The organism is Citrobacter sp. 172116965, assembly GCF_013458095.1.
GTDB lineage: Bacteria > Pseudomonadota > Gammaproteobacteria > Enterobacterales > Enterobacteriaceae > Citrobacter > Citrobacter braakii.
On record NZ_CP046673.1, the window covers coordinates 2,293,993 to 2,311,343 of the forward strand.

Genomic DNA, 17,351 nt, shown 5'->3' on the forward strand with positions numbered 1-17,351 from the left:
CACATGTTAAGCATTAAAGATTTACAGGTCAGTGTGGAAGATAAGGCGATCCTGCGTGGGCTGAGCCTGGATATTGGCCCCGGAGAGGTACACGCCATTATGGGGCCGAACGGTTCCGGGAAAAGTACGCTTTCCGCAACGCTCGCCGGGCGCGATGACTACGAAGTCACCGGCGGGACGGTAGAATTTAACGGTAAGGATTTACTGGAACTGTCACCCGAAGACCGGGCCGGTGAAGGGATCTTTATGGCATTTCAGTATCCGGTAGAAATCCCCGGCGTCAGTAATCAGTTTTTCCTGCAAACGGCACTGAATGCGGTGCGCAGCTACCGTGGCGAAGAGTCTCTGGACAGGTTTGACTTCCAGGATCTGATGGAAGAGAAAATCGCGTTATTGAAGATGCCGGAAGATTTGCTAACGCGTTCGGTCAACGTTGGTTTCTCAGGTGGCGAGAAAAAGCGTAATGACATTTTGCAAATGGCGGTGCTGGAACCTCAGCTGTGCATTCTTGATGAGTCGGACTCCGGGCTGGATATCGACGCGCTGAAAGTCGTTGCGGATGGCGTGAACTCGCTGCGCGACGGGCAACGTTCATTCATTATCGTCACCCACTATCAGCGCATCCTGGATTACATCAAACCCGATTATGTGCACGTTCTCTACCAGGGGCGAATTGTGAAATCCGGTGATTTCACGCTGGTCAAACAACTGGAGGAGCAAGGTTATGGCTGGCTTAGCGAACAGCAGTAACGTGCTGCAACAGTGGCATCATCTGTTTGAAACGCAAGGGGAGACGCGCTCGCACCATGCCCATCAGCACCTGCAGCAGATGCTGCGTCTGGGACTGCCAACGCGTAAGCATGAGGACTGGAAATACACACCGCTGGAAGGATTAACCAACAGCCAGTTTGTCAGTCATGTCACTGAGATAACGTCCGCCCAGTGTGAAGCGTTAGCGCCGGCTATTGATGCTGTCCGCCTGGTGTTTGTTGACGGGCAATTCTGCCCAACGCTCAGCGACAGCGTGGAAGGTAGCGGGTTTAACATTACCGTTGATGATGTGCGCCAGTCGCTACCGGCGGCTATCCAACCGGAAGTCTTTCTGCACCTGACCGAAAGCCTCTCCCGCAGCGTAACGCACATTCAGGTGAAGCGTAACCAGCGACCGGCAAAACCGTTGCTGCTGCTGCACATTACCCAGGGGCTGGCGGGTGATGAGGTGAACACGGCGCACTATCGCCACCATCTGGATCTGGCAGAAGGCGCAGAAGCCACCGTCATTGAACACTATGTCAGCCTCAGCGAATATCGCCATTTTACCGGTGCACGATTAACGATGAACGTCGCGGCAAACGCACACTTGCGTCACATCAAACTGGCGTTTGAGAATCCGCTCAGCCACCACTTCGCGCATAATGATATTCAGTTGGGCGCTGATGCCACGGCCGCCAGCCACAGCTTTTTACTCGGTGATGCGGTGTTGCGCCATAACACCAGCACCCAGCTTAACGGCGAAAACACCACGCTTCGGCTTAACAGCCTGGCGATGCCGGTGAAAAATGAAGTCTGCGATACCCGCACCTGGCTTGCGCACAACAAGGGATATTGCAACAGTCGACAACTGCATAAAACGATTGTCAGCGATAAGGGGCGGGCGGTATTCAATGGCCTGATCAACGTCGCTCAGCACGCCATTAAAACCGACGGTCAGATGACCAACAATAATTTGCTGCTCGGAAAACTGGCGGAAGTAGATACCAAACCGCAGCTTGAAATTTATGCCGACGACGTGAAATGCAGCCACGGGGCGACGGTAGGGCGGATCGACGACGAGCAGATGTTCTATCTGCGTTCGCGCGGGATCGGCCAGCAGGATGCCCAACAAATGATTCTCTATGCGTTTGCCGCTGAGCTGACGGAAGCCCTGGGCGAGGAAACGCTGAAACAACAGGTCCTGGCACGGATCGCCCAACGCTTGCCGGGAGGCGTAGCATGACATTTCCCATTGAAAAAGTGCGGGCTGATTTTCCGGTCCTGACGCGTGAAGTGAACGGTTTACCGTTGGCGTATCTGGATAGCGCCGCCAGTGCGCAAAAGCCTAACCAGGTGATTGATGCCGAAGCCGAGTTTTACCGTCACGGCTATGCCGCGGTCCACCGCGGGATCCATACGCTGAGCGCGCAGGCCACGGAAAAAATGGAGAATGTGCGCAAGCTCGCCTCGCTGTTTATCAATGCCCGTTCAGCTGAAGAACTGGTGTTTGTTCGCGGCACAACGGAAGGTATCAACCTGGTAGCTAACAGCTGGGGCGGCAGCAATGTGCGGGCGGGCGATAACATTATCATCAGCGAAATGGAGCACCACGCCAATATTGTGCCCTGGCAGATGTTGTGCGCCCGCGTAGGTGCAGAACTGCGCGTTATTCCGCTCAATACAGAGGGTACGTTGCAACTGGAAACGCTGCCGACGCTGTTTGACGATCGCACGAAACTGCTGGCGATTACCCATGTGTCTAACGTGTTGGGCACGGAAAACCCATTGGTTGAGATGATTGAGCTGGCGCATCAATACGGCGCGAAAGTGCTGGTGGATGGCGCACAGGCAGTTATGCATCATCAGGTGGATGTGCAGGCGCTGGATTGCGACTTCTATGTTTTCTCTGGGCACAAGCTCTACGGGCCAACCGGTATTGGCGTTCTGTATGCCAGAGAGTCATTGCTGCAGGAGATGCCGCCGTGGGAAGGCGGTGGGTCGATGATTGCGACGGTGAGCCTGAGCCAGGGGACGACGTGGGCCAAAGCCCCCTGGCGGTTTGAAGCCGGAACGCCAAACACCGGGGGAATTATTGGACTCGGCGCGGCTATTGAATATGTTTCCGCGCTGGGGCTTACTGAAATCAGCGAATATGAACAATTCCTGATGCGCTATGCGCTGGAACAGCTGGCGGATGTGCCGGATTTAACGCTCTACGGGCCGGATAATCGTCTGGGGGTGATTGCGTTTAACCTCGGCAAACATCATGCCTATGATGTCGGAAGTTTTCTTGATAACTATGGCATCGCCGTGCGGACAGGGCATCACTGCGCTATGCCGCTGATGGCCTACTATAACGTTCCTGCGATGTGCCGGGCGTCGATTGCCATGTACAACACCCACGAAGAAGTGGATCGCCTGGTAACGGGCCTCAAGCGTATTCATCACTTACTGGGATAACAGGGAGGCGTTATGGCTGCGCTGCCGGATAAAGAAAAGTTGTTGCGTAATTTTCTGCGTTGCGCTAATTGGGAAGAGAAATACCTGTACATTATTGAACTGGGTCAGCGTTTGCCGGAATTAAACGACGACGATCGTAATACGGAAAATAGCATCCAGGGCTGTCAAAGTCAGGTATGGATTGTCATGCGTCAGAATGCTGAAGGAATTATTGAATTACAGGGCGACAGCGATGCGGCAATTGTGAAAGGGCTTATCGCTGTCGTATTCATTTTATATGACCGCATGACCGCCCAGGATATTGTGAATTTTGATGTGCGTCCGTGGTTTGAAAAAATGGCGCTCGCACAGCATCTCACACCGTCTCGTTCACAAGGGCTGGAGGCGATGATTCGGGCTATTCGCACCAAAGCCGCAACTCTTAGCTAAACTGATAAAACACGTCAATTTTCAGCTCGACGTGAAAGAGTGAGGTAGTGCAACGCAGTGACTCGTAGGTCGGATCGGGCGCTCGACGCCGTCCGGCAGGAACGCCAGGGGGGTGAGTATGAAACGCGCGTCTGTTATTACGTTAATGCTAATCGGCGCTTACAGCGCTATTCAGGCCGCATGGGCGGTCGATTATCCTTTGCCTCAGGCGAACAGCCGTCTTGTTGGGCAAAATCAAACTTACACCGTGCAGGAAGGCGATAAAAACCTACAGGCGATTGCCCGTAAGTTTGATACCGCCGCAATGCTGATCCTTGAAGCCAATAATACGATTGCCCCCGTACCTAAACCCGGAACGCTAATTACTATTCCCTCGCAACTACTGCTACCGGATGCACCCCGAGAAGGCATTATTGTGAATCTGGCGGAACTGCGTCTGTATTACTTCCCGCCGGGAGAGAATATTGTTCAGGTTTTCCCAATTGGTATCGGTTTGCAGGGGCTGGAAACGCCGGTAATGGAAACCCGGGTTGGGCAGAAAATCCCGAATCCGACCTGGACCCCTACAGCAGGCATCCGTAAACGCTCTTTGGAGCGCGGCATAACATTACCGCCGGTAGTGCCTGCCGGGCCAAATAACCCGTTAGGACGCTTTGCACTGCGTCTGGCGCATGGAAACGGTGAATATCTGATCCATGGCACCAGTGCGCCGGACAGCGTGGGGCTGCGCGTAAGTTCTGGGTGTATTCGCATGAATGCGCCGGATATCAAAGCACTGTTTGCTCAGGTCCGGACAGGAACGCCGGTTCGGGTGATTAATGAGCCGATAAAATATTCGATAGAGCCGAACGGAATGCGCTATGTCGAGGTGCATCGACCGCTGTCGCCGGAAGAGGAGCAAAACGTCCAGACCATGCCGTATGTGCTGCCAGCCGGTTTTACCCAGTTTAAAGACAATAAAGCCGTGGATAACAGTTTGGTGGAAAGAGCCTTGTATCGTCGTGCGGGCTATCCGGTCACCGTAACGGCCGGGCAAGCGTCGGTCGTAAGCAATGGCGCGGAAGTGAAGTCTGCACAGAATGGCGTGCCGGGAGAGGATGCAGAGGTGCGTGCTACGCAATAACAGGGAAGGGAAATTCAGAGCAAAAAAATGGCGCACAATGTGCGCCATTTTTATTACACAGATACTATTACTTGCGGTATTTAGTAGCTGCGTTGTCCAGACGCTGGTTAGCGCGAGCTGCGTCATCTTTAGCAGCCTGAACGTCGGAACGCATTGCGTTCACGTCGTTGCTCAGCTGGTCAACTTTAGCGTTCAGAGTCTGAACGTCAGAAGACAGCTGATCGATTTTAGCGTTGCTGGAGCAACCTGCCAGCAGAGTAGAACCCAGGATTACCGCGCCCAGTACCAGTTTAGTACGATTCATTATTAATACCCTCTAGATTGAGTTAATCTCCATGTAGCGTTACAAGTATTACACAAAGTTTTTTATGTTGAGAATATTTTTTTGATGGGAATGCACTTATTTTTGATCGTTCGCTCAAAGAAGCATCGAATTGTGCAAAAACGGCTAAAAACCCGAGTGAAAACAGAAAGCTTCCATCGGATTCATCTTAGATAATCACGGATTAGATAGTGAAATCCGATTTGATTTTTTATTAATTGTAGCTATCGATAAAATAAAAAAAGCGCCACCAGGGCGCTTTTTTAAGCAAATTAATTCGCGTTGGAATTATTACAGCACGTGAACGGATGCCGTGTTGGTCGTGCCGCTCGGAACCAGTGCACCGGAAACCATCACCACAACGTCACCTTTCTGAGCCAGACCGCTTTCCAGAGCGACTTCTTTACCCAGACGATAGAAATCATCGGTAGAGCTGATTTCTTTAACTACCTGTGCAACAACGCCTTTGCTCAGCACCAGCTGACGCGCGGTAGTTTCGTTGGTGGTCAGTGCCAGGATGGTGGCATCCGGGAAGTATTTACGTACTGCGCGAGCAGATTTACCGCCCTGGGTTGCTACAACGATCAGCGGAGCATCCAGTTTTTCTGCAGTTTCAACCGCGCCACGGCAAACGGCTTCGGTGATGCGCAGTTTACGGCTGTCGTTGTTGAAGTCCAGACGGCTGGTCATCACGCGGTCGGTACGCTCACAGATGGTTGCCATGATGGTGACGGCTTCCAGCGGGTATTTACCTTTTGCAGACTCGCCAGACAGCATGACTGCATCGGTACCGTCGAGGATGGCGTTCGCTACGTCACCGGCTTCAGCACGGGTCGGACGCGGGTTTTTGATCATGGAGTCCAGCATCTGGGTCGCAGTGATAACGACTTTACGTGCACGGATACATTTTTCGATGATCATCTTCTGCGCGAAGATAACTTCTTCAACCGGGATCTCAACGCCCATGTCGCCACGAGCAACCATGATGCCGTCAGATGCTTCGAGGATTTCGTCGAAGTTGTTCAGGCCTTCCTGGTTTTCGATTTTGGAAATGATCTGGATGTTTTCGCCGCCGTGCGCTTTCAGGTGCTCACGGATTTCAACGACGTCAGAACGTTTACGGATAAAGGATGCTGCAACGAAGTCAACGCCTTGCTCGCAACCGAAGATCAGGTCCTGTTTGTCTTTTTCAGCCAGTGCTGGCAGCGCGATGGAAACGCCCGGCAGGTTAACGCCTTTGTTTTCGCCCAGGTCGCCGTTGTTCAGCACTTTACAGATAACTTTGTTACCTTCGATAGCGGTAACTTCCATGCCGATCAGACCATCGTCAACCAGAACGGTATTGCCGACGGACAGATCTTTAGTGAAGCCTTCATAAGTAACAGCAACGATTTCGTTGTTGCCGACGACAGATTTGTCGGTGGTGAAGGTGAAGGTCTGGCCCGCTTTCAGGGAAACGTCGTTACCGCCTTCCAGTTTGATGGTACGGATTTCCGGACCTTTGGTGTCGAGCAGGATTGCGGCTTTCTTGCCGGTTTTGCTCATGACGTTGCGCAAATTCTTGATGCGCTGACCGTGTTCTTCATAGTCCCCGTGGGAGAAGTTCAGACGCATGACGTTCATGCCCGCGTCCAGCATTTTGGTTAACATCTCTTCGGATTCGGTTTTCGGACCGATGGTGCAAACAATTTTCGTCTTTTTCATGACAGTCTTAGTCTTTAAGTTGAGAAGGATATGGAAATCTGGCTCCCGCCGCGCACGGACGGGAAGCTAAACCTGAGTTACGAAAGTTGTGATGCCTCGCACTAAGGATAGGTGACATCGAAAGAGCGTGCAGAGGAATGTGTGCTTGTGTTTCAGCCCAACGGGATGGTGAGTTTTGTAGTCGTTGAGTTTTACAGGTCAATGTGCTGAAACCATTCAAGAGACAATTGGCGCGCATTATACGCTGAAAATTATCAAAAAGGAAAATGGAAACAGCGTTTCAAAACACTTCTGTGCAGTTTTACAGAAAATATTCATTAATTTGTTTCCAGGTATGGATAAAGAGGTTATTCGCAGCAGCATTTGTTGCGCAACAAGGTGTAATTGTCATCCCAATCCCTGACTTTTTGTGTATAACGCCGACCAAATCGACATATTTCTAAAAGTTATATCAAATGCGTTTTAATTCATTTTAAAAGCCAATCTCACTGATTACACTCGTTTGGACATCCATACTGCTAAACAGCCAAAAGCGCTAGCAGCAGAACAATAAGCAGCAGCGGATACCTAAACGACATGATTGTCCTGAAAAATATTTCGAAAGTGTTTACGCCAGGCAGGCTTGCCATTACCGCTGTCGATAACGTCAACCTGACGGTTGAACAGGGACAGATTTACGGAATTATTGGTTACAGCGGGGCGGGGAAAAGCACCTTAATACGCTTACTTAATGGTCTGGAAAAACCGACTTCAGGCAGCGTAACGATTAACGGCCACGATATCTCTGCCGCCCGTGGGGAATCTTTACGTCAGGCGCGACTGAAAATCAGCATGGTGTTTCAACACTTCAATTTGCTGTGGTCACGAACGGTTAGTGAAAATATTGCGTTCTCTATGCAAATTGCTGGAGCGCCAAAAGCATCAATTAAAGCGCGAGTTGCTGAACTGATTTCGCTGGTGGGGCTGAGCGGTCGTGAAAATGCGTATCCGTCTCAGCTGAGCGGTGGGCAAAAACAGCGGGTAGGAATTGCCCGTGCGTTGGCGAACAATCCTGACGTTCTGCTGTGTGATGAAGCCACTTCGGCGCTGGATCCGCAAACTACCGATCAGATCCTCGATTTGCTGCTCGATATTAATCGCCGCTTCAAATTAACCATTGTGCTGATCACGCATGAAATGCACGTGGTACGAAAAATCTGCGATCGCGTCGCGGTAATGGAAAACGGCAGGGTCGTTGAGGAAGGCGACGTGCTCAACGTCTTTACCCATCCGCAGCAGCCGATCACCCGACAGTTCGTTCGTCAGGTGAGTCAGTACACCGAGGAAGACGAGTTTAACCCACAGTTGGCCAGCGAGCTGGGCGGTGTGGTGATCAAGCTAACGTTTACCGGGCAACGTACGCATCGGCCTGTGGTTGGCGAATTGACCCTGCGCTATGGCCTGCCGTTTAACATTTTACACGGCAAGATGACGCAAACCGCGCACGGTGTGTTTGGTCAGCTTTGGGTGCATGTTGTGGCCTCTGAGGAACAATTGAACAATATTTTGGCCGATCTGCGCCAGAGCGACATTGAAGGCGAGGTGATCAACCATGTCTGAAGAACTGTTTCCTCATCTGAAGTGGGAGCAACTGCTGGCAGCAACCCAGGAAACGCTCTACATGACGGTCCTTTCTGGCGCAGCGACCTTTGTCCTGGGCGTTGCACTTGGTCTGGCTCTGTTCCTGACCGCACGCGGCGGACTGTTTCACAATCGCGCGGTGTATAGCGTTATTTCGCTGGTGGTGAATATCTTTCGTTCCATCCCGTTCATCATTCTGATCGTGCTGCTGATCCCGTTTACCAAAGCGATGGTTGGCACCATTCTCGGCGCTAATGCCGCGTTGCCTGCGCTGATCGTAGGGGCCGCACCGTTTTATGCGCGTCTGGTCGAAATTGCCCTGCGTGAAGTCGACAAAGGGGTTATTGAGGCGACGCGTTCGATGGGCGCACGGCTAAGCACGCTTATTTTTCGGGTTTTACTGCCGGAATCCTCTCCTGCTCTGGTGTCCGGGATCACCGTGACGCTGATTGCGCTGGTCAGCTACAGCGCGATGGCAGGGGTAATTGGCGCCGGTGGTTTAGGGAATCTTGCCTATCTGGAAGGTTTTCAGCGCAACCACAGCGACGTCACGCTGGTGGCGACGGTGACGATTTTGCTCATTGTCTTCATCATCCAGCTTTGCGGCGATGTGATCACCTCTCTGTTAGATAAACGCTAATAAAATACGGAAACCATTATCATGAAAAAATCACTGACGTTACTCGCCGCAGCAACCTTAAGCGCCCTGAGCTTTGCCTCCTGGGCCGATACTCTGACCGTTGGCGCCTCAAACGTGCCGCACGCGGAGATCCTTGAGCAGGCTAAGCCTATTCTGGCGAAGCAGGGGATCGATTTAGAGATTAAACCGTTCCAGGATTACATTCTGCCCAACACCGCGCTGGCTGGCCGTGAGATTGACGCTAACTACTTCCAGCATATTCCATACCTGAACAGCGTGATTAAAGATCATGCGGGCGATAAAACGTATGATTTCGTCAGCGCCGGAGCGATTCACATCGAGCCAATTGGGATCTATTCGAAAAAAGTGAAATCGCTTAAAGATCTGCCGGAAGGCGGCAAGGTCATCATGCGCGATGCGGTATCTGAGGAAGGCCGTATTCTGTCGATTTTCGAAAAAGAGGGCGTAATCAAGCTGAAGCCGGGCGTGGATAAAGTCACCGCGCGCATTAGCGATATCGTCGAGAACCCGAAAAAACTGAAGTTCCTGCCTAACGTGGAAGCCGCGCTGTTACCGCAGATGTATAACAACGACGAAGGCGATGCGGTGGTGATTAACGCCAACTACGCCATCGACGCCGGGCTGGATCCGGTGAAAGATCCTATCGCCGTCGAAAGTGGTGAAAACAACCCGTATGCCAACATCATTACCGTGCATCGTGGCGACGAGAAGAAAAAAGATATCGTGGCGCTGGTTGATGTCCTGCACTCAAAAGAGATCCAGGACTGGATCCGCACCAAATATAAAGGTGCGGTGATCCCGGTAAATAACTGATCCGCGGGCGTTGCCTTATCCGGCCTACGACGTTCTGTAGGCCGGATAAAACGCGTTGGCGTGGCCATCCGGCGCTAGAGTTTCACTCGCTCAATCCTCGCTGGCAACCCCTGGCGCACCGCTGCACCTGACACCCAGTCAAGCCAGGTATTGGCTACCTGCCGGGTAGGATCCGCAAAGCCCAAATCGTTGAGATTAATCCCCGACCTTATTTGTGCGTCAAACGCCATCGGCTTGCCGTCGAGCGTATGCTGCGCCGCGCCCATTTCTTTATGCCCATAACCGTGTTCAATGGCGATCACGCCCGGCATCACGCCATTAAGCAGGCTTATCTGCGCCTGCGCCTGACCGCCAGGCGTGGTGATACGCACCATATCGCCGTGCGCTAAACCATATCGTTGACCATCCTGCGGATTAAGCGCCACCAGATTAACCGGCTTCAGATGATGCAGACGTGGGATCACCGCCGTGGCGCTGGACATGGTATTGGATTTAAAAGAAATCAGTTTCAGCGGCCACTCTTGTTCCGGGAACAACTCCTCGACCGCACGCCCATCTGACAGGCGTGAAGGATACCAGGCCGGGCAGCCGCTGTAGCGCTCGCCGGTAATTGCATGGCGGTGCGCGGCGACGTCCGCATTCCAGATTTGTAGCGGTTTTTCCCACGCATTGCCTATCCGATTCTCAACCCGCCCGCTGTTGTCCGGCGCAAAACGCCCACCGCGGGAGTAGATAAACGCCACCCGGCTGATTTCATCGGCTTTCAGCGTTTGGGTCATCACTGGCACGATCCGCTGTACCCCAGTCAGCGCTATGTCTTCCGGTTGCGCTTCAGCGACCGGCGCTTTGCCCATAAACGCAATATTGGCGGCGAGTCGCAGGTAGTAATCTTCCGCACGATTCAACGGATAGTGATTGCCCTGCGGATCGGTAATCGCATTGTCACCAAATCCGGGGAGCCCGATACGTTTTGCCACTGCGATACAGAAAGATTCCATCGAGGCGGGTTGACCATCAGCGGTTCTGCTGGTTGCCGCTGTCACTACCGGCCAACGCGCGGTGGTGGCTTTACTGGCAACGCCGGCCCACGGGGCGCTGAATCCCCAACTTTCGAAGTTGTGGGTATCCGGCACGATGTAATCGGCCAGCGCCGTGGTTTCGTTCATAAAGGCGTCAATAGCGATAAACAGCGGCAGACGCGCAGGATCCTTGAGCTTTTCTTCCGCCACGCCGCGCAACCCTGCGATGCCGTAGAACGGGTTGGTCATGTTTGAGATCCAGGCTTTCAGCGGATAAGGGTAGCCTTCCAGCGCCGAGACGAGGAGTTCGGTAAGCTGGCCTGCGACAAACGGATACCACGGGGCTTTGGCCGGGAAGGGCGATTGTCCGGCCGCCACCTTATTGCGATACTCTTCGGAAGACTCATAAGCAGTTTTACTGCGCGCGATGCTTAATCCTTTTGGTTTTACCTTCCCGGCGAAGCTGTCCATGTTGTAGCGCGGACCGTCGGTGGCGCCATTGAACTTGCCGCCGCCGACAAATACGCCGCCTTCAAGACTGAGATTGCCAATCAGCGCATTGAGCATCATCACCGACCAGGCGTTATAAAATCCATTGCCTGCCATCATTCCACCGTGCGTAATCACCGCTGCCTGGCGGCCATGGCGGGTAAACGCGTCGGCCAGGGCGCCAATGTCAGCTTCAGACACGCCGCATTGCTGGCTGTACTGCGTCAGCGTTAGTTTCCCGGCGGACTCTTTCATACACTGGAAGCTGCTTTTTACCGTCACCGTCTGACCGTCTGCCAGCGTGACCTGGCGGGTGACGAACAGCTGCGCGCGTGGGCAACTGCTGGCGGCGACAATTTCGCCGGCCTCGTTAATGACCACCGGCTCCTGGGCGGCGTTTGCATTCAGGTGCGCGAGGGTTAAATGCTGTCCGGCAAGGGTTGGAAGCTCATCGGTAATCACCAGATGCGTGGCGTTAGTCCAGCTTTTTTCTCCGGCCTGCTGCATGGCCTGTACGCCGGGAATGGTGAGATAATCGGCGTTATAACGCTGTTTTTCGATAATCCAACGGATCATCCCCATCGCCAGCGCGGAGTCACTTCCCGGACGTACAGGCTGCCAGTGGCCGCGATTGTCAGCCTGCACTGTGGTCAATGGCAGGGCCGGTGCCACCACCACGTAACGGAAGTCGTCGCGTAAACGGGCGCTGGCCAGTTGGCGAGCCTGGCGCTTAAACGGGTTACCGGATTGCGCCGGAGACGTTCCCATAAATAGCGCGAATTTGACATTGTCCCAGTCGGGCTTCACGTGGGTATTTTTATCCAGATCGCCCATTAACGCACCGGAACCGGCCCGGTATGCCAGACCACAGTAAGCGCCATGAGCGCCGAAGTTTTTACTGCCAAAACTATTTAATGCAAAGCGGCGCAAAAATGAATCACGTCCTTCATCGCTGGTATTGGTGACCAGCAGTTGATTGGATTTAGGGCCATAGCCGGGATGCCTGGCATCAAGCGGCGTGTTGGTGTCATGGATTGCCCGCAAGCCGTCAACGTGGCCTTCACCAAACAAGTCGCCGCCTTCCACCACCTCTTTGATCAGCTGTTCGAAGCTGATGCGCTGCCATTTTCCCTCACCGCGTTTGCCGACACGTTTCATGGGCTGGAGAATGCGTAACGGGCTGTATAAACCTTCAAGTAAGGTTGCGCCACGGGCGCAGGCCGTGGAACGCGCGTCAAGACCCGTTTCGCCCGCCAGTTGTTCCATTGCGGTGGCAAAGGGGACGGAGGCGTCAATATGGTGCTCGTGAGACAATGGGTGATAGGGGTTGCCCGCAATGCGCAACACCTTGCCTTTTTCGCTGTCAACGCGCACCCGCACGCCACACTGCGTCCAGCAGCCGAAGCACTGCGTCATGGAGATAACCTGCTGCGGGTTCTGCTGCCAGCGCGGCTGGGCATTGGCTTCGGGGATGAGGGCGTTACCAAAGATGCGGTCTCGGGTAATTTTGCCCGAGGAGCCGTCCAGCAAACCGTCTATCGCGCGCTTTGCCACATCCCGATAACTCAGGCCAAAAGTCACCATGCCACCTACGGCAAGGCCTACTTTAAGCCACTGACGACGGGTTAAATTAGCCATGTTGCATTCTCCTTGCGATCGCGTTCAGGGCTTCACGAACAATAATGATCAGTGCTATCCACAGGCCGAAGGTGCCCACAATGGCCAGCCAGCCATCGGTACCACCGGGCAGGGTGTAAGGATTAAACAGCGCGTTAAATTTCGGTATGGTCTGCACCTGGATAAGTAACGTCCAGCGCATCAGCCAGCACAGCGCCATCGCGCTAAATGCAAGTAATATGCGCAGCGGCAGCGATAAGGGGTTACGGAGCACCAGCCCGCACAGGACAAGCGAAACAAGCCATAGCGCAACCCAACCGATGGCGTAGTGTCGTGCTAACGGGGCAACGTTCAGCCATTGGCGAATAGCCGAACCGGAAAGCGTATTGCCGCTCACCCATATCACTACGACTAAAGCCAGTACCATCAGGGTGACTGTCTGCCCCCACGCCAGTTTGCGGGTCAATGTTCCCTCGCGTTTTGTCGCGGCGATGAGCAGGGCGAGAAACGTTTGCAGCGCGCTGAGGAACATCGCAACCGGAAAGGCGTAGCTGAACCAGACGGGACGCGCCTGCACTACCGACACTTCGCGGCCGGTGTATACCAGCAACCCGATGGCTGACAAGGCGCTACCTATCGCCAGCCACTTAGTGACACTGTAACTTTTAAGCGTTAACCGTTTAACATGCTGCGCCAGAAACCACAGACCTAAGAAGCCGGTAAAGAGTGGTAAAAACAGCGCGCCCCAGGGCATCCAGGACCACGGCGTCGGCCAGGCGTAGAAATGCCAGACGCGGGCGGTTTGGTGTAAGTCAGCGGTCAGCGCCAGCGGCGCGGTAATCGCGCAGGTCAGGGCGATTAACAGCGTCAGATTTTCCAGCTCCGGCATCTCTTGTTTACGCCAGTGAAGTACGCAGGCGAACAGCGCGGCGCAGGCGGCAATGCCGATGAAAAAGAAATATTGTACGGCCCAGGGTAACCAGCTTACGTCCTGGGGATGGGCCAGAACCTCTTCAATAACCAGTGAATGGTTCATTTAAACCTCCTGCCAGAGAGCGGGTTGAGCACGTCCCATCAACGGGGTTACAAACGCTTCGTCCAGACCCAGATAGAACACGTGCGGTGATGTCCCGTTTTCCGGTTTCAGGACTTTGATGGCGTCATGGTGTTCACGCAGCATTTGAGAAATTCGGCTGTGCGGATCTTTGATATCGCCTATGATGCGCGCGCCGCCGACGCAGGATTCCACGCAGGCCGGGAGCAGGCCTGCTTCGAGGCGGTGAACGCAAAAGGTACATTTATCGGCGGTTTGTGTTTCATGGTTGATGAACCGCGCATCATAAGGGCAGGCCTGCACGCAGTAGGCGCAGCCCACGCAGCGCGTGTTGTCGACCACCACAATGCCGTCTTCGCGTTGGAAAGTAGCCTGTACCGGGCAAACGGGCACGCAGGGAGGATTATCACAATGGTTGCACAGCCGCGGCAGCAGGACGTTGGTGACGCTCTGCTGACCTTCAATCTGCACCTGGTACTGGTTAACGAGGGTGCGAAATTCACCCTGCGGCGTCTGGTTTTCAATGGCGCAACTGACAGTACAGGCCTGGCAGCCGATACAGCGTCGCAGGTCAACCAGCATGGCGTAGCGATGCTGAAGTGAGCCTTCATGGCGTTCAGGCGAGAAGGGAAATTGCGCCTGAGCCAAGGGTACCAGTGATGCGCCAGCGGTCAGGACGCCCAGTTGCTGGAGAAACTGCCGTTTACTGCTGTCCATATTTTCTCCCGTCACGATGCAACAACGAAACATTGGTCACGCCGTTGGTTTGCGTGTGATGAATAAAGAATCTTGATGATTTACAGTGTAAAAATCGTGACGGGGGGTACTCTATTGTGGTTAACCACATACCCGGCTTGTTGTTGATCTAAAACAACATAATTGACAGGGATAATTGAGTGGGACGCAACGTAGCAAAATGTCTGACGGTGCTGGTGTCGCTATGGATGCTAAGCGGTGTGGTCAGGGCTCAGACATGGAACATTGGCGTTTTGGCGATGCGTGGGGAGGTCTCCACGCGTAATCACTGGCAGCCGCTGGAAACCCTGTTGAATCAGCAAATTCCCGGCGAACAGTTTCATATTCAACCGCTGGACCTGCGGCAGATGCAGGAGGCGGTGAATCGTGGAACGGTACAATTTGTGGTCACTAATCCGGCGCAATTTGTTCAACTAAACAGCCGCGCTGCGCTACGCTGGCTGGCGTCACTCCGTTCTACTCGCGGGGGGAAAGCCACCAGTAATGTGATTGGCAGCGCGATCCTCGTCAGGCGCGATAGCGGGATAACCTCCGCACACGATCTGATCGGCAAAACGGTGGGTGCCATTGACGCTCAGGCATTTGGCGGCTATTTGCTGGGATATAAAGCGCTCAGCGATGCCGGCCTGCGCCCGGAGCGCGATTTGCGCCTGACGTTTACCGGATTTCCCGCCGATGCCTTACTCTATTTATTACGTGAAAAAGCCGTACAGGCGGTGATTGTGCCGGTGTGCCTGTTGGAAAAAATGGACGAAGAAGGGCTTATTCGTAAAACAGATTTTACGGCCGTGCTTAACCATCCAACGCCGATACCCTGTTTAACCAGTACGCCGCTCTATCCTGACTGGTCATTTGCGGCACTGCCTGCAGTAAGCGACGAGCTGGCCGATCGCGTCACGCGGGCCCTGTTCAATGCGCCGCAGAACGCGACGTTTCGCTGGGGGGCGCCCGCCTCGACCCGCGAGGTGGAAGCGCTGCTGCGCGATGTCCGCCAGCATCCGCAGCAGCGCCAGCTGTGGCTGGATGTCAAAAGCTGGTTTATTCAACATCGGCTGGCGATGGGGGCCGCGGCTCTCGTACTGTTGTTGCTGACGCTCAATTACATCTGGGTGATGTTGCTGGTCCGCCGACGCGGCAGGCAGTTGGAGCGAAACAACGTATTGTTGCGCAAACAGGAACAGGAGCTGGAAACCGCTCGCCAAATGAGCGTGCTTGGCGAGATGACGTCGGGTTTTGCCCACGAGCTCAATCAGCCGCTATCGGCTATCCGTCATTATGCGCAGGGCTGTCTGATCCGCCTGCGTAGTCAGGATCAACAGCATCCACTGCTGCCCGCGCTGGAGCACATTGATACCCAGGCGCAGCGGGGGGCTGATACGCTGCACAATCTTCGCCAGTGGGTCAGCCAGGCACAGGGCAATCCGGTGATGACCGATGACTGGCAGGTCGTCAACGTTCATGATGCTATCCATCACGTCTGGCAATTATTACGCATGCCCCAGCAATTCCCGGCGGTAGCGCTGCAAACGCAGATCGGTAAGGCGTTAACATTAACGTTGCCAAGTGTTCTCCTCGAACAGGTACTGGCCAATGTGGTTCTCAACGCCGCCCAGGCGGGGGCAACCACCGTGTGGTTTAGCGCTCAGCGTGAGGATGGTGATATGAGTATTCAGGTGCAGGATAACGCCGGAGGTATTGATGAGGTGCAGCTGTACCAAGCTTTTCAGCCGTTTATGACCACCCGTAAAGAGGGCATGGGGCTGGGGCTAGCCATTTGCCAGCGGCTGGTGCGCTACGCAAACGGAGACATTGAGATCAAAAATCATCAGGCTCCAGATGAAAAAGCGGGCGTGGTAGTGACATTACATTTTAAGCAAAATCCGGAGGGAGGTCGTCGTGGCAATCATTCATCTGCTGGATGACGATATTGCCGTCACCCAGGCTTGCGCGTTTTTACTGGAAAGTCTGGGATATGAGGTGTGTTGCTGGGAGCAAGGCGAAACATTCCTCTCCGAGGCAAATCTGCATCAGGTGGGCGTACTTTTGCTGGATATGCGTATGCCTGTACTGGATGGGCATGCTGTGCATGAAGCCATGCGCCAGCGTGAGAGTACGCTGGCGGTGGTATTTCTCACCGGGCATGGCGATGTGCCGATGGCGGTTGAGCAAATGAAACGCGGTGCGGTCGATTTTTTGCAAAAGCCGGTTTCCGCCGCGCCTCTGCAAGCGGCGTTAGAGCATGCAGTGCAGATTTCTCACGCCGCCTTTTCGCGACAAGAGATCGTGGTTTGCTATCAGCAGCTTACGCCAAAGGAGCGAGAACTGGCGCAACTGGTAGCAAAAGGGTTAATGAATCGGGAAATTGCTGATGCCATGAATATTGCCGTGCGCACGGTTGAGGTTCATCGGGCGCGGGTGATGGAAAAAATGCAGGCGGGGAGTCTTGCTGAACTGGTTAATCGACTGCAGAGGATTCAGTAAATTTATGACATTTATTTGATTTTCATTGAATTTTGTCTAATCCGTCAGAC

The 17,351-nt window shown here is 53.8% G+C and carries 15 protein-coding genes; 10 read left to right on the forward strand and 5 right to left on the reverse strand.

Annotated features, from left to right (window positions below; translation table 11 throughout):
• Positions 1–3: 3 nt before the first annotated feature.
• The 5 genes from sufC to GPJ68_RS11035 all read left to right on the forward strand — a co-directional run bounded on the left by sufC (position 4) and on the right by GPJ68_RS11035 (position 4,765).
• The gene (sufC, locus tag GPJ68_RS11015) at positions 4–750 is read left to right on the forward strand and encodes a Fe-S cluster assembly ATPase SufC (protein WP_019076682.1); all 747 of its coding nucleotides are present in this window, start codon (positions 4–6) and stop codon (positions 748–750) included.
• The gene (gene sufD, locus GPJ68_RS11020; RefSeq protein ID WP_016156369.1) at positions 725–1,996 is read left to right on the forward strand and encodes a Fe-S cluster assembly protein SufD; all 1,272 of its coding nucleotides are present in this window, start codon (positions 725–727) and stop codon (positions 1,994–1,996) included. Before sufC ends, sufD begins: the two co-directional genes overlap by 26 nt.
• Positions 1,993–3,213, forward strand: coding sequence for a cysteine desulfurase SufS (gene sufS / locus GPJ68_RS11025; protein WP_016156370.1), 1,221 nt, complete (start codon positions 1,993–1,995; stop codon positions 3,211–3,213). The genes sufD and sufS overlap by 4 nt, the downstream gene beginning before the upstream one ends.
• A 12-nt stretch (positions 3,214–3,225) precedes the next feature.
• A complete protein-coding gene (sufE, locus tag GPJ68_RS11030; protein WP_016152910.1) occupies positions 3,226–3,642 on the forward strand; it encodes a cysteine desulfuration protein SufE in 417 nt (138 codons plus the stop codon).
• 118 nt (positions 3,643–3,760) lie between these two features.
• Complete coding sequence (locus tag GPJ68_RS11035; RefSeq protein ID WP_016152911.1) at positions 3,761–4,765, forward strand: L,D-transpeptidase family protein; 1,005 nt, start codon at positions 3,761–3,763, stop codon at positions 4,763–4,765.
• 67 nt (positions 4,766–4,832) lie between these two features.
• Here GPJ68_RS11035 and lpp read toward each other — a convergent pair whose 3' ends face one another.
• Both lpp and pykF read right to left on the reverse strand, forming a co-directional pair.
• On the reverse strand, positions 4,833–5,069 hold the full coding sequence (lpp, locus tag GPJ68_RS11040; RefSeq protein ID WP_003029373.1) for a murein lipoprotein Lpp: 237 nt from the start codon (positions 5,067–5,069) through the stop codon (positions 4,833–4,835).
• A 309-nt stretch (positions 5,070–5,378) separates the two neighbouring features.
• Positions 5,379–6,791 carry a pyruvate kinase PykF gene (gene pykF / locus GPJ68_RS11045; RefSeq protein ID WP_016152912.1) on the reverse strand — a complete coding sequence of 471 codons (1,413 nt, stop codon included), beginning with the start codon at positions 6,789–6,791 and terminating at the stop codon, positions 5,379–5,381.
• Positions 6,792–7,367: 576 nt separating this feature from the next.
• On the opposite strand from pykF, the gene GPJ68_RS11050 reads away from it, so the two are divergent.
• The 3 genes from GPJ68_RS11050 to GPJ68_RS11060 are packed head-to-tail and all read left to right on the forward strand — an operon-like array spanning position 7,368 to position 9,885.
• Entirely contained in the window at positions 7,368–8,390 is a 1,023-nt protein-coding gene (locus GPJ68_RS11050) for a methionine ABC transporter ATP-binding protein (protein ID WP_104651775.1), read from the forward strand.
• Entirely contained in the window at positions 8,383–9,051 is a 669-nt protein-coding gene (locus GPJ68_RS11055; RefSeq protein ID WP_104651774.1) for a methionine ABC transporter permease, read from the forward strand. Before GPJ68_RS11050 ends, GPJ68_RS11055 begins: the two co-directional genes overlap by 8 nt.
• 21 nt (positions 9,052–9,072) lie before the next feature.
• The gene (locus GPJ68_RS11060) at positions 9,073–9,885 is read left to right on the forward strand and encodes a MetQ/NlpA family ABC transporter substrate-binding protein (RefSeq protein ID WP_003029358.1); all 813 of its coding nucleotides are present in this window, start codon (positions 9,073–9,075) and stop codon (positions 9,883–9,885) included.
• Between the two features lie 74 nt (positions 9,886–9,959).
• Here GPJ68_RS11060 and ttrA read toward each other — a convergent pair whose 3' ends face one another.
• The 3 genes from ttrA to ttrB are packed head-to-tail and all read right to left on the reverse strand — an operon-like array spanning position 9,960 to position 14,781.
• On the reverse strand, positions 9,960–13,031 hold the full coding sequence (gene ttrA / locus GPJ68_RS11065; RefSeq protein WP_104651773.1) for a tetrathionate reductase subunit TtrA: 3,072 nt from the start codon (positions 13,029–13,031) through the stop codon (positions 9,960–9,962).
• Positions 13,024–14,046, reverse strand: coding sequence for a tetrathionate reductase subunit TtrC (gene ttrC, locus GPJ68_RS11070; RefSeq protein ID WP_104651772.1), 1,023 nt, complete (start codon positions 14,044–14,046; stop codon positions 13,024–13,026). The genes ttrA and ttrC overlap by 8 nt, the downstream gene beginning before the upstream one ends.
• Positions 14,047–14,781: a tetrathionate reductase subunit TtrB gene (gene ttrB / locus GPJ68_RS11075; protein ID WP_019076686.1), complete on the reverse strand. Its 735-nt coding sequence runs from the start codon at positions 14,779–14,781 to the stop codon at positions 14,047–14,049. It lies immediately after the preceding gene.
• 227 nt (positions 14,782–15,008) lie between these two features.
• Between ttrB and ttrS the strand changes: the two genes are divergently transcribed.
• Positions 15,009–16,742, forward strand: a complete 1,734-nt coding sequence (ttrS, locus tag GPJ68_RS11080) for a tetrathionate respiration histidine kinase TtrS (RefSeq protein WP_217278062.1) — start codon at positions 15,009–15,011, stop codon at positions 16,740–16,742.
• Positions 16,717–17,301: a tetrathionate respiration response regulator TtrR gene (gene ttrR / locus GPJ68_RS11085; protein WP_049268696.1), complete on the forward strand. Its 585-nt coding sequence runs from the start codon at positions 16,717–16,719 to the stop codon at positions 17,299–17,301. The genes ttrS and ttrR overlap by 26 nt, the downstream gene beginning before the upstream one ends.
• Positions 17,302–17,351: the final 50 nt, after the last annotated feature.

Excerpts from the sequence above, each read along its gene's own strand:
- sufC (WP_019076682.1), top strand. The coding sequence starts at position 4 with ATGTTAAGCATTAAAGATTTACAGGTCAGTGTGGAAGATAAGGCGATC.
- ttrC (WP_104651772.1), bottom strand. The coding sequence starts at position 14,046 with ATGAACCATTCACTGGTTATTGAAGAGGTTCTGGCCCATCCCCAGGAC.
- sufD (WP_016156369.1), top strand. The coding sequence starts at position 725 with ATGGCTGGCTTAGCGAACAGCAGTAACGTGCTGCAACAGTGGCATCAT.
- ttrS (WP_217278062.1), top strand. The coding sequence starts at position 15,009 with ATGCTAAGCGGTGTGGTCAGGGCTCAGACATGGAACATTGGCGTTTTG.
- ttrA (WP_104651773.1), bottom strand. The coding sequence starts at position 13,031 with ATGGCTAATTTAACCCGTCGTCAGTGGCTTAAAGTAGGCCTTGCCGTA.
- pykF (WP_016152912.1), bottom strand. The coding sequence starts at position 6,791 with ATGAAAAAGACGAAAATTGTTTGCACCATCGGTCCGAAAACCGAATCC.
- GPJ68_RS11050 (WP_104651775.1), top strand. The coding sequence starts at position 7,368 with ATGATTGTCCTGAAAAATATTTCGAAAGTGTTTACGCCAGGCAGGCTT.
- GPJ68_RS11060 (WP_003029358.1), top strand. The coding sequence starts at position 9,073 with ATGAAAAAATCACTGACGTTACTCGCCGCAGCAACCTTAAGCGCCCTG.
- sufS (WP_016156370.1), top strand. The coding sequence starts at position 1,993 with ATGACATTTCCCATTGAAAAAGTGCGGGCTGATTTTCCGGTCCTGACG.
- ttrB (WP_019076686.1), bottom strand. The coding sequence starts at position 14,781 with ATGGACAGCAGTAAACGGCAGTTTCTCCAGCAACTGGGCGTCCTGACC.
- sufE (WP_016152910.1), top strand. The coding sequence starts at position 3,226 with ATGGCTGCGCTGCCGGATAAAGAAAAGTTGTTGCGTAATTTTCTGCGT.
- GPJ68_RS11035 (WP_016152911.1), top strand. The coding sequence starts at position 3,761 with ATGAAACGCGCGTCTGTTATTACGTTAATGCTAATCGGCGCTTACAGC.
- GPJ68_RS11055 (WP_104651774.1), top strand. The coding sequence starts at position 8,383 with ATGTCTGAAGAACTGTTTCCTCATCTGAAGTGGGAGCAACTGCTGGCA.
- lpp (WP_003029373.1), bottom strand. The coding sequence starts at position 5,069 with ATGAATCGTACTAAACTGGTACTGGGCGCGGTAATCCTGGGTTCTACT.